Source organism: Microbulbifer okhotskensis (assembly GCF_023895975.1).
GTDB classification, from domain to species: domain Bacteria; phylum Pseudomonadota; class Gammaproteobacteria; order Pseudomonadales; family Cellvibrionaceae; genus Microbulbifer; species Microbulbifer okhotskensis.
Window position 1 is genome coordinate 1 of the sequence record NZ_JALBWM010000116.1, and the last position, 12,282, is coordinate 12,282.

Sequence of the window (12,282 nt, forward strand, 5' to 3'; positions counted from 1 at the left end):
ACCAGATACGCTACTTTCTTTCAAACCCTCAAACACCAGATTCGGTTATAACTCATCATTGGCGTGTGCACGGCGGGCGGCATGGCAACTGCAGCGTATTTAGAGCGTTAATACCTATATTTTTATTGCCCTCAATCCGACGCAGTAACAAGTCATTAATAGCCCAGGGTGACATCATGAATATTCGGAAACCTCTCATTCCGCTGGCTTTATTGCTATTACTTCCCGTAGGTGCCTTTTTGCAAGAAAACATGCGGGGCGTAAAATTTGAAACACTTGTATCATCCACCAAAGACTGGGCGGGAGACACTTTGTCCCAAGCGCCAGCAGGACAGCCTGAACTTAGTATTGTGCGTGTGACCATTGCACCTGGTGCACGGCTTCCAACGCACAAGCATCCAGTACTTAATAGTGTCTATGTTGCTAAAGGCTCCTTAAAAGTGACCCTCGCGGACCGAGGTGAAACCTTAACCCTGAGTGAGGGAAAGGCGTATATCGAGGTGACCGATAAGTGGCACTTTGGGCGCAATGAAGGTGATGAGCCAGCGACCCTTATCATTTTCTATTCTGGGGTAAAGGGCGTTCCCACAACGATTTTTCAAAAGGAAACTGAAACTAGCGCTCCCTAGCCTGAGTACTCACACCTTTACCGGTGGCCTAGCCTGAACCAGAGCTTCCCTGAGATACTTTGGCAATGGGGTCTTCAATTTTTCTGTGGCTGATAAAGTGACATAAGTAATACTCGCGGTAAAAGCCAGTACGCCATCACCCAAAACCCCCCGTGTGAGAAACGTAAATGAGTGATTGCCAATCTCTGAAACAGTGACATGGATATTTAACTCTTGATCCCATGTCACAGGGAATAGAAATTCCAGGTTAAATGCTCTTACAGGCGTGAGGAAACCCAACTGTTTCATTCTCGCAATAGCCGGCCCCTCCAGTAAAACTGCCATTGCATCATGGGTTGCCTCCAGTGCAAAATTCGAAAATTTCGGGGTGTATACAATTCCCGCGGGGTCGCAATCTCCAAATAAAACTTTGCGTTTAATCGTTATCATTTAACCAGTCCTTTTGGTCTTACTCCGGGCCGCTATTGTATGCCACACCGCCCATTCCATACCTGCCAAACCACATCACCATACACACCAAGTTCTATCCAATCACAGGTCACTGGATATCGATAACAAAGTGACCTCAGGCGGCACCAGGAAACGCACCGGGAGAATACTGGTTCCCACTCCTGGGCTCACATAAAGGTGTTTGCCACTTTCAACGATATGCCCTATGGCATAGCGCTGCCCATAGCTAGAAGGCACGATCGGGCGCCCAATAAACGGCAGGTAGACTTGGCCACCGTGGGTATGCCCGGCAATGGTTAATGAGATACCAACAGGCAATGCAGGAAAGATATCCGGGTTATGCGTGAAGGCCAATACCGCTTCACTGTCAGCGATACCTTTCATCGCTTTCACGATATCGTGAGGCCCCTCCCAAAAATCACTGATCCCCACTAGGCGCAGTTCACACTTACCGCTATTTAGTGTTACAGATCTGTCTTCAAGAACAGAGATGCCTTGATCCGTAAAAGCTCGCTCGACCCTTTTCGGGTCGAGCCACCAATCATGATTGCCCAGTACGGCAAAGACCCCCATGGGAGCCTTTAATTCTTTTAACACCCGAGCCACCTCCTCTGGAGCGACAAAGGAGCCACCTGCAACGCCCTGGATCACAAAATCCCCAGGCAGCAGGATTAAATCTGGATGGCTCGCATTTACCTTGGCCACCAAATCCTGAAGGCTTTCGATCCCCCTGTAGGGGGAGCCCACGTGTAAATCTGCAAGTACCGCCACCCTTTTGCCATTACAGGCCTTGGGCCAAGAGTCAATGGTTATCGCCTGCTCGCGCACTTTGAAACTTTTGGGTTCCACAAAAAATGCCCAGATACCCAGAACAAAGCCAACCATCATTAATACAGTGATTGTGATCCGAATTTTACTCAAGAGAGATTCCCACTGGTTTTTCAAAACCCCAAAACACGCTTATATTACCCAGACCTGTCATGAGCCTACCCCCGCTCCATGACACTCGCAGCCGGAAAGCTCAAGCAGTATCTCACAAGTGCCGCTAGCTTCAGGCCCACTGCATTGACTGCGCAGCTTCTGCAAGCTACCACGCAAATGTGTTAGGAGTTTCATTTGCGCTTCTACACGGCAGATATGCGCATCTACCAAATCATTAATTTCTCTACAGTTCTCAGCCGCATGCAACCTGAGTTTGAGTAGGTTTCGAATAGTATCGAGCGACATGTCCAGCGAACGGCAGTGACGAATAAGACGGAGTTGCTCCAAGTGTGAATCAGAATAGAGACGAAAATTACCGGCCGAGCGTGAGGGCTCTGGTAATAATCCGGCTTTCTCATAGAAGCGTATTGTCTCCACTTTACAGCCAACTTTCCTGGCAACTTCGCCAATCTTGTAGCCCATGACCCTCCCCCTTGACTCTATAGTTACTAGAGGGATTGTAATACCGGCTCATCGACTGAGCTATCCGAGAGAGAATCATGGACAAACGCGATTCCAGTTGTGGCTGTGGCGATTCTACCAGCGCCCTAACCCCACCTACTCAAAACACCAATAACAGCGACAAAGGGGATCTTTCCCTTTTTTCCATCAGCAAAATGGATTGCCCTACTGAAGAGGGCCTGATCCGTGCCAAACTTTCCAATATGCCGGGTATCTATCAGTTGGACTTTAATCTGGTCCAGCGAATACTACAGGTGCGCCATGCGCCTGGCATGGAAAGCAATATCCTTAATAGTCTCGCTCCGCTGGATCTGGATGCGCGAATCGCCACAGAAGGTGATACGGACTCAGCGCCCCCAGTTGCGCCAGCAAACTGGTGGCTGTTAACGGGCGCCGGTGCAGCAGCCGTGGCCTCTGAGGTGGTCTTTTGGCTCCAGGGCGGCAACAGCGGGTTGGTAATGATTTTGGCCCTTGCCTCCATTGCGGGCGGCGGCCTTACAACCTACAAGAAGGGTTGGATCGCACTTAGGAATCGCAACCTGAATATGAATGCACTGATGTCCATTGCGGTCACTGGTGCACTCCTGATTGGGCACTGGCCGGAAGCGGCAATGGTCATGGTGCTCTTCACCCTGGCTGAATTAATAGAAGCCAAGTCACTAGATCGCGCTCGCAATGCCATTCGCGAACTGATGAACCTGGCACCTGAAACTGCCACGGTACAGGGCCCGGACGGCGAATGGGCTTCCATGTCAGCCAAATCCGTCCCTTTGGGTACCTTGATCCGGGTCCGCCCCGGCGAGCGTATCGCCCTGGATGGCAAGGTGGTTCGCGGCAATTCTGCTGTCAATCAGGCCCCTATCACAGGGGAGAGCCTCCCGGTCGATAAAACCGCCGGAGATACTCTATTCGCCGGTAGTATCAACGAATCCGGCGCGTTGGAGTATCGATCGACGACCACTGCCAATGACGCCCTGCTTGCGCGAATCATTCACGCCGTAGAGGCCGCACAAGGTAGCCGCGCACCCACTCAGCGTTTTGTCGACCAATTTGCCCGCTGGTACACCCCACTGGTATTTGCCGTTGCCTTAGCAACCGCATTACTACCCCCGCTGTTCCTTGCCGGTAGTTGGATGGAATGGATCTATCGAGCCTTGGTGCTATTGGTCATTGCCTGCCCCTGCGCACTGGTTATTGCCACCCCGGTGACCATCGTTAGCGGTCTAGCCTCAGCCACCCGCCACGGTATATTGATCAAGGGAGGGGCGTACCTTGAGCAGGGCCGAAAACTTCGCTGGCTCGCCCTGGACAAGACCGGAACCATCACCCATGGCCGACCGACAGTCACCGATTTTCAGCTTCTGGTTCCGATCGCCGCAGAGGAGGCGCAGATACTGGCGGCAAGCCTCGCCGAGCGATCTGATCATCCAGTATCCAAAGCCGTCATGGAGTTTGTACAAATCCCTCACGGACGCTTGCATGAAGTAGAGTCTTTTGAGGCCTTGGTGGGCCGAGGGGTTAGAGGACGGGTTAATGGAGAGCAGTGCTATCTAGGTAACCATCGACTACTTGAAGAATTGGGTATCTGTACACCAGACCTCGAACAACAACTAAGCACCCTCGAAGCTGAAGGGAAAACTGTCGTTATGCTGCTCAGGGAAAACTCTGTGCTGGCTATGTTTGCCGTGGCAGACACCGTGAAGGAATCAAGCCGTAACGCCATCGATAGCTTACACCGACTAGGCGTTAAAACCCTTATGCTCAGCGGGGACAACCAACACACTGTTGACGCCATCGCCCAGCAAGTGGGTATCGATCGCGCCCAGGGCAATTTGCTGCCGGAAGATAAACTGCGCGAAGTTGAATCCCTGGCGGGCGCCGGTCAAGTGGGCATGGTTGGCGATGGGATTAACGATGCCCCTGCCCTAGCTCGCGCCGATATCGGTTTTGCCATGGGAGCCACCGGAACAGATGCAGCTATAGAAACCGCCGATGTCGCTTTGATGGATGACAACATTGGAAAAATCGCCACATTTATCCAGCTCTCCCGTTCCACCGCTCGAATACTCTGGCAAAACATTATCCTGGCCTTGGGTATTAAAGCCGTATTTCTAGTTCTTGCATTTGCGGGCGAAGCTACCATGTGGATGGCAGTATTTGCCGATATGGGTACCAGCTTGTTAGTGGTGTTTAACGGGTTACGGGTGATGAGAAAATAAAAGGGTTTTTGACTGAGTCATGCAAAATGCACTTTTATACAAGCCCCTCATACGTCCATACAATTTACATCAATAAATTACTTTGCACAGCGATTAAAACTGTAGAAGCTCCAAGGATATGTTAGTGTGCTTTGGATTAACATACTCGTCACTCCTACAGAGCCACTTATTTACTGGAAAATTCTTGGCAAAGCACAAGAAAATCCCTATTGGCGAGATTGAAAATTCATTTATGAAAATACATTCATGAAAATTTATTAATTACAAGGTATCAGCAATATGGATATGCCATTAATGGGAGTTATCGGGACTTCAAGAAAGGTAGATGAAAGGCGCTATCCAATCCATCCCCAGCATCTACACCGTATTCCTGAACCCCTTCGTCGCCAGCTAATACTTGAAGAGGGCTATGGTACCCCTTTTGGTATTGAAGACTCAGAAATTGCGGCTATGACCGGTGGCATTGCCTCTCGTCACGAATTACTCGCCAGTATTGGTTCTGTTATTATTAACAAGCCAGTTTTGGCCGATTTACAAGAGCTTCGCGAAGGCGGAACGCTTTGGGGCTATGTCCATTGCGTGCAACAAGAGAAAATCACCCAGGTCGCGATTGATCGTAAGCAAACACTCATTGCCTTTGAGGATATGTATGTTTGGTCGCCCGACGGGCACAGAGGGCGCCATACTTTTTATAAAAATAATGAAATGGCTGGTTATTGCGGTGTCATACATGCCTTACAACTTAAAGGTATCGATGGACATTATGGCAACCAACGGAAAATTGTCATCTTCGGTTTTGGTGCCGTTAGTCGTGGCGCCATCTATGCTCTAAAGGCACACGGTTTTAGAGATATCACTATTTGTATTCAGCGGCCTGACCACGAGGTACGTGAAGAGGTGCTCGATTGTCATTATGTCAGAGTCCGGACTGGCCGGGAGGGCGAGGCGCGCATGGTGGTAGTAGAACACGATGGATCTGTGCAACCGCTCACTGATCTGATAGGCGAGGCAGATATTATTGTAAACGGCATATTTCAAGATACCGAAAATCCTACTGACTTTGTTACTAAAGAAGAAAGCCAATGCCTCAAGACCAACAGTCTTATTATTGACGTTAGCTGTGATGAGGGGATGGGTTTCTTTTTTGCCAAACCAACTTCTTTCGAGAATCCAATATGTAAATATGCAGGTGTTGATTATTATGCTGTGGACCATACCCCCAGCTATTTTTGGGATAGCGCCACGCGTTCAATTTCTGCCGCTCTTATCGTTTACCTGCCAGCCGTACTGGCCGGTCGCGATGGATGGCAGCAAAATGAGACGATTCGGCGATCCATCAACATTGATGGTGGTGTCATTCAGAACACCTCTATTCTTTCATTCCAAAAGCGCCAGCCAAACTTCCCCCACACCCCACTCAAACTAGACGGAAATTCCGGTCTGGATACTGCGCTCTAAATAAATCCATTAATTTATCGATCCTACTGGCGGTCTGCTTTCAAAAATACGGAAAAGCAGACCCTTAACATTTGCACTATGAATCAGCTTTTAGCACTTTCCTGCCAGCAGGATATTTGAACTATGGCTAAGTTTTCTGTCAGCCATTGATCCTGAATACGATAAAGTCGGACAGCTTGGCCATTCTTGTTGGTTGCAGTACTTAATGCGACCGAGCAGACACTCATATGAAAAGGGAGACTGAAGGGTTCGCTAAAATATTGACGACTTGATTGCCAACTTCGCAACAGGTCTCCAGCCCCCCACCGCATAATCCATCCTGCTAACGGCACCTCAAACCACCGTGGACTATACTGTCAATCGCAGAGGTAGGGTTTTCAACCCGGAGAATTTTATGGTTGCCAATTACTCAAAACTGGGCAGAGCTCCACCCTATTCCCCAGAAATCCCGACGGTAACAACAGAACCAGTTCGATACAAGTAGTCAAACTTAGGGGGCATATACGTTGGGCCTAACCCTAATTATCAGTACGCTGAAAGCCCTTACCAGCGAATGGAAGTCAAGAGTAAGATCTCTAGAGTATTCAAATCATGGTAACGAGCACTGTATAAAAGAAGTAAAAATTAGTGCAGGGAAGTTGTTGTATTTGTCCTCCCCCCACCCTGCACAAAATTACTGCCCTCAGCGCAAGTCTACTTGCCATCAACAGCCATACAGCTATATCACCTTATACAAAACAGCATCAGGTCCACACATTTTCTCTTCAGTTAATATTTTTCCATGCAGCAGATTAAGTATTGATGCCAAGGAGAGTCTTTAAATGTGGGAAACGATTGATGATGGTATTACATTCTTGATTACCCAAAGCTACGGCACGCTCTTTACTATGTTTTGGATTGTCGTTGTTTTGGAATTTCCTCGATACCTGATGTCTTTTTTCACCGCTGTATTCTTCTTTTCGCCTACGCCGGAGTATGAAGAAGATATAAAGTCCCTGGGTAAAATGACGGCTGTTATCGCTGGCCATAATGAAGAGGGCTCTATCGGAAAATGTGGAGAACGATTACAAGAACAAAGTTATACCCCGGATGAAATTATCGCAGTCAGCGATGGCTCCACAGACAAAACCAGAGAAGACATTCATTTTCTTCAAAATCAAGGTCGCTTAGATGGTGCTCATGCCACTGAATTACGTGGGGGAAAAGCCTCTGCACTGAATTTAGGGCAGCGATTTTCAAAGGGAGATTTCATTGTTTCGATTGACTGTGATTGCACCTTTGACCGCCATGCGATGAAAAATGTAATGCAAGGTTTTGCAGACCCAAGGGTTGGCGTGGTCTCTGGCAATGTCATTGTACGAAACGCGACAGATAATGTACTGAGTACTTTCCAAGCGATTGAATATGTCATCAGTATCTGCATGGGCCGACACGCACTCGCCATGCTCGACCAGATGTGCTGTGCATCAGGAGCCTTCAGTGCTTTCCGAACTACGGCCATGAATCAAATTGGTGGCTTTGATGCTGGCGGTGGCGAAGATCTCGATATTACTTTCCGCCTGCGTGATTATGGCTGGAAAGTAGAATTTGCTCCAGAAGCAATTTGCTACACCGATGTCCCTACAAGCATTGCCATATTAGTTCGGCAACGTTTTCGCTGGGAGCGAGACGCCATTCGTCTCCGCTACCGAAAATACCTTCATTTCATCAATCCTTTCCGAGAGGGAATGCAGCTAAGAGAGTTTTTTCACCAATATGAGTTTCTTATATTCAATGTCATTTCAGCAATTGCTTTGCCAGTCTATATGATTTGGCTATTTGCACGTTACGGATCAAACGGTTGGTTTATCCTCGCCGGAGCGCAAGTTGCGCTGATCATACTTGACATTATCACCTTTGCCTTGGCCTCCTATGCGACACCAAAAGTCAAAGCACTCCCCTTGTGGCCATACATTCCGGCTTATAGCATCTTTTATGTCAATTTTATGCGAGTGGTTCGACTCTATGCCTACGTGCAAGAGTGGATATTCAAAACATCCTATAAGGACTCCTTTGCCCCCTTAAAAGTACATCGTGTCCGCGAGTAATTTAAATGAAGGCTCTGCGGAAGCGACTTCGACCAGATAGCTTTGAAAGCGAGCAGCGGAAAACTCGCGGCTCTGCCAGCCGGCGGATCTATCTATTACTATTGGTTCTTTTTGCTATTGGTGTTATTCGATACATCTGGGGAGACTGGTTTTTATTGAGAAGCGATGGTCTGGTACTCCGCGATCAAAGTGTTATAGAAATGGGCTACCTGGTTAAAGTTGTTGAGGTTGCTATTAATGAGGGACAGTCTGTCCAAGCGGGTGAGCTATTATTAAGAATTGAATCGATGGAGCTACTGGAACGAATTGCCGACCTTTCCTCTCGCCAAGCTAACCTTATGCAAATAGCAGCTGAGTTCACTTTACTGGCAGAAACCGCCAAGCAATTAATAGTGCCCGCTAAGGAGCGCAAGGAGCAGATTGGGCGGATTGTAAACAGGATCAACAAACTGGCAAACCGAGGTGTAGTGAGTGAAGTAAGCTATCAGGATGTGTTAAAAGATAACTTTGAAGCCAATGAAACCCTTGTAAAACTTCAAATAGAGAGCACCACACTGGAGGGCAAACGTAAAGCAGTTGATGAAGCATTACAGCGTTCTGAACAGGCCTTAAATAAGCTGGAGGAGCACTATAACAACGGCATTGTACAGAGTCCTACAAAGGGCCTGGTGGGCGCATCAATTCCCCATGTAGGCAATGTGTACGATGCGGGTGAGCCACTTATGGAGATTTATACTGGTGAGGCTTACGTACTGGCTTACCTACCCAACCAGTACCAGTTTGCCATCAAACCCGGAATGGAAGTTTTGATCGCAGGAGGACGCTTCAAAGATAAAGGAGTATTAATTGAGATGATTCCCCTTTCCGCCGCCTTACCACAAGAATTCCAAAATACCTTTAAACCAACCTCACGGAATCAGTTGGCAAAAATTGCTCTACTAGATCCATCCAAATTTCCCGTAAATGAAAAGGTTACTATTACACTAAAAATCGACTGGTTTGACCTTTTCATTGAACGCTTTATAAATTAGCTACACAACCATTCCACCTAGCCTCTATACAAAATCTGCACCAAGCGCCTACAAGCCTCTTCGAACCCAAACCCCAACTTCAGCGGTGTATCGATACCCAGATATGACACATTAATGTGGGCCCTTCCCTGCCTGCGCAAGCCTCAAAATAAACCCACATGTAAAATGAAAAACAGTAGCCGAATGTACTGGTATCGAACTCTACACAGCTTTAACCAACTGCTGAAAATTTCATCTATATTTTCTTTGGTCCCCAGGGGTTTAATACTTCAAAAGGCACTTGATACATTTTTGTTGATCAGCAACCGGTGCAGTTGACTCTTTAATCATTATAACGGCTCAGGATGTCTCCTCAACCTATTGATGTTTCAACAGATAGTAACGATTAAAGACAGGCAATGACACTTGGTTATGGAAAGACCATTTATCTGAAAAGGACCGGCTCTAGGCTATCAAAAATCTGAATGAAACATGCTCTCTTACTAAATACCCGTGTGCTTTAGAACTTGAGCGCTCTATTGGCGTGGAGGAATTGGTATCTCATTCCTAAGTGATGAATATAGTTTTTTTCGCTGGCCCGGTGACTCTAAAGTCACATCGCATGCCGGGGAAGCAAAGGACGCGATATTAATAGAAGAAACGCCAAGTGCAGATGAATTAACCCATATTTGGCACATGCGTGGGGGCTTATACCTCCTTCCTGTTATCGATTTAACTGGCAAGATAGGTGAAAAATCTGACCTGGATTGCTCGATACTCAGCGCACAAGATACATCGGTTGTTGGTGAAGTTATCGACGACTTCCATTATCGCCGCGCACAGATCCATCAGGATTTCCATACCACACAAAAAGACAGTGACAAACTTTTAGCGCGATTGTTTGTTTCTGGTGTCAGTCTTACACCTCATTACAGCCCTACCTCAAGAGCGACCGTCGACTTTAATATTATCCTGGACAGCACTACGGTTGTTACGGAAAGTGAGAAGTTGATTGAATCAGGCTTTCTGCAAGGGAAGTTTTTTGATCGCCGGCATATCTGTAACGGATGTGGTGCATCCCAATTTAATGTGCGCGAAGAATGCGCTGTATGCCGATCATCTAATTTAGTCGAAGACTTCTATTTGCACCACTTTAGCTGCGCCTATCTAGGTCGTGAGGCTGACTTTAGGGAAGGCGAAGATCTGATCTGTCCAAAATGTAGAAAGGAGCTTCTGCACTTCGGCAGTGATTATGATAAACCCGGTACACTACTCATTTGTAATGCTTGCGGCCATGCCAGCTCTGAGGTTGAAATCGGCTTTCTATGCCTCAATTGTAAAATGGATACCGACAGCGAATCTGTCCGCACAGGAGACATACACAGCTATGATCTCACAAAAAGGGCCAGCAGTTATTTACGTGCTGGTTACGCTTTTCTGGACTTCACACAACACAACCCCCTATTTGCGGACCTTCCATTCACTCTTATTGTTGAGCTTAATAAAGCGACTAGATTTTGGAAAGAAGACAACACGATCTTTTGCCTAGTCAACATTAATTACGAGCATGCTCATGAAATAGAAATTGAACATGGCCCCCGGCAAATGTTACAAACTCGCCGCCAATTTATAGAAAATCTTCACGGGGTTCTATGCCGAGCCTATGAAGGCATCAAAAAAGAAGATTTTATTATTGGGAAATACGAGGATTATATGGTTTTGCATGGAATATCCAAAGAAGACATCCTCCAGGACCGGAAAGAAATGATCAATCTGGCAGTTTCGTCCATCAGATTGGATATAGGTCCCTTCTTTAAGGTTCTTGGGCCCGAGGAGCTTATTTGATGTGGGAAACAATGAGCAACGGTATAACTTATCTAATATCTCAAAGTTACACCTCGCTTTTCTTGATGTTCTGGATAGTATTGATCCTGGAGATACCCCGCTACCTACTCTCTTTTTTTACTTCAGTATTCTTTTTAAAAACACGCGCTGACTTTGACCAAGATATCAACTCACTGGGAAGGGTGTCTGTCGTTATCCCAGGACATGACGAGGCGGAAACTATTGCATCCTGCGCTGCATCTTTACAGGAGCAAAGTTACCCACCTGATGAGGTCATAATTGTCAGTGACGGATCACTGGACAACACCCGAAACAAAATTAAGAAATTACAAAAAAATAGCCATTTTTATTACGCTCATGCCACAGATTTACGTGGTGGTCGAGCTTCCGCCATGAATTTGGGTGAGCGCTTCTCCACAGGGGAATTTATTATCGCCCTCGACCCCGATAGCTCGCTGGACCGCCATGCCATAAAACATATTATGCAAGATTTTGAAGACCCCAAAGTAGGTGCGGTTTCCGGGAATATATTTATACGTAACGACACCACTAATATTCTGACAACCTTCCAGGCCATTGAATATCTTGTCAGCATCTCGCTGGGGAAGCATGCGCTTTCAATGCTAGACCAGGTAACCTGTTCCTCCGGTGCTTTCAGCGCTTTTAGAAATACAGCCCTACAGGAGGTTGGCGGATTTGATGCTGGCGGCGGCGAAGATCTGGACATTACTTTACGCCTGCGTAATTACGGTTGGAAAATAGCTTTTGCACAAGAGGCAATTTGCCTGTCAGATTGCCCCACAGACATTCCTGCATTAACTCGTCAGCGCTTTCGCTGGGAGAGAGATGCTATCCGTCTACGCTATCGCAAGTACCTTCAATTTATTAATCCATTTAAAAATAGGGTCAATTTAAAGGAATTTTTCCACCAATTCGAATTTTTGTTATTCAATGTGATAGCAGCACTGGCTTTGCCCATCTATTTAATTTGGCTTTTTATGCGCTATGGAACAAATGCCTGGTTTATTCTGGTCGGCGCACAGGTAATACTTATCATAATGGATACCATCACGTTTACATTAGTTCCCTGCATTCAACTCTGAAGTGCATCACCCTTTAGGCTGCTGCAGCAGCCGTATAT

At 47.0% G+C, this 12,282-nt stretch carries 10 protein-coding genes; 7 read left to right on the plus strand and 3 right to left on the minus strand.

Annotation, left to right across the window (positions count from 1 at the left end; all coding sequences use genetic code 11):
• A partial coding sequence (locus tag MO867_RS18110; protein WP_252471790.1) for a cupin domain-containing protein occupies window positions 1–629 on the plus strand: 629 nt, incomplete at its 5' end.
• A 9-nt stretch (window positions 630–638) separates the two neighbouring features.
• Here the strand turns inward: MO867_RS18110 and MO867_RS18115 are convergent.
• The 3 genes from MO867_RS18115 to MO867_RS18125 all read right to left on the minus strand — a co-directional run bounded on the left by MO867_RS18115 (window position 639) and on the right by MO867_RS18125 (window position 2,483).
• The gene (locus MO867_RS18115; protein WP_252471792.1) at window positions 639–1,058 is read right to left on the minus strand and encodes an acyl-CoA thioesterase; all 420 of its coding nucleotides are present in this window, start codon (window positions 1,056–1,058) and stop codon (window positions 639–641) included.
• A gap of 102 nt (window positions 1,059–1,160) precedes the next feature.
• A complete protein-coding gene (locus MO867_RS18120) occupies window positions 1,161–2,000 on the minus strand; it encodes a metallophosphoesterase (RefSeq protein ID WP_252471793.1) in 840 nt (279 codons plus the stop codon).
• 57 nt (window positions 2,001–2,057) lie between these two features.
• Complete coding sequence (locus tag MO867_RS18125) at window positions 2,058–2,483, minus strand: Cd(II)/Pb(II)-responsive transcriptional regulator (protein ID WP_252471795.1); 426 nt, start codon at window positions 2,481–2,483, stop codon at window positions 2,058–2,060.
• 77 nt (window positions 2,484–2,560) lie between these two features.
• Here MO867_RS18125 and MO867_RS18130 point away from each other — a divergent pair, with 77 nt between their 5' ends.
• The 6 genes from MO867_RS18130 (at window position 2,561) to MO867_RS18155 (ending at window position 12,244) form a co-directional block, all read left to right on the plus strand.
• Window positions 2,561–4,741 carry a heavy metal translocating P-type ATPase gene (locus MO867_RS18130; protein ID WP_252471797.1) on the plus strand — a complete coding sequence of 727 codons (2,181 nt, stop codon included), beginning with the start codon at window positions 2,561–2,563 and terminating at the stop codon, window positions 4,739–4,741.
• Between the two features lie 279 nt (window positions 4,742–5,020).
• Window positions 5,021–6,199 carry a N(5)-(carboxyethyl)ornithine synthase gene (locus MO867_RS18135; RefSeq protein WP_252471799.1) on the plus strand — a complete coding sequence of 393 codons (1,179 nt, stop codon included), beginning with the start codon at window positions 5,021–5,023 and terminating at the stop codon, window positions 6,197–6,199.
• Window positions 6,200–7,020: 821 nt separating this feature from the next.
• Window positions 7,021–8,286 carry a glycosyltransferase family 2 protein gene (locus MO867_RS18140; RefSeq protein ID WP_252471801.1) on the plus strand — a complete coding sequence of 422 codons (1,266 nt, stop codon included), beginning with the start codon at window positions 7,021–7,023 and terminating at the stop codon, window positions 8,284–8,286.
• Window positions 8,287–8,291: 5 nt separating this feature from the next.
• Window positions 8,292–9,317, plus strand: a complete 1,026-nt coding sequence (locus tag MO867_RS18145; RefSeq protein ID WP_252471803.1) for an HlyD family secretion protein — start codon at window positions 8,292–8,294, stop codon at window positions 9,315–9,317.
• Between the two features lie 675 nt (window positions 9,318–9,992).
• Window positions 9,993–11,141, plus strand: a complete 1,149-nt coding sequence (locus MO867_RS18150; protein WP_252471805.1) for a TackOD1 domain-containing metal-binding protein — start codon at window positions 9,993–9,995, stop codon at window positions 11,139–11,141.
• Complete coding sequence (locus MO867_RS18155) at window positions 11,141–12,244, plus strand: glycosyltransferase family 2 protein (RefSeq protein ID WP_252471807.1); 1,104 nt, start codon at window positions 11,141–11,143, stop codon at window positions 12,242–12,244. The genes MO867_RS18150 and MO867_RS18155 overlap by 1 nt, the downstream gene beginning before the upstream one ends.
• The last annotated feature ends 38 nt before the right edge of the window (window positions 12,245–12,282 follow it).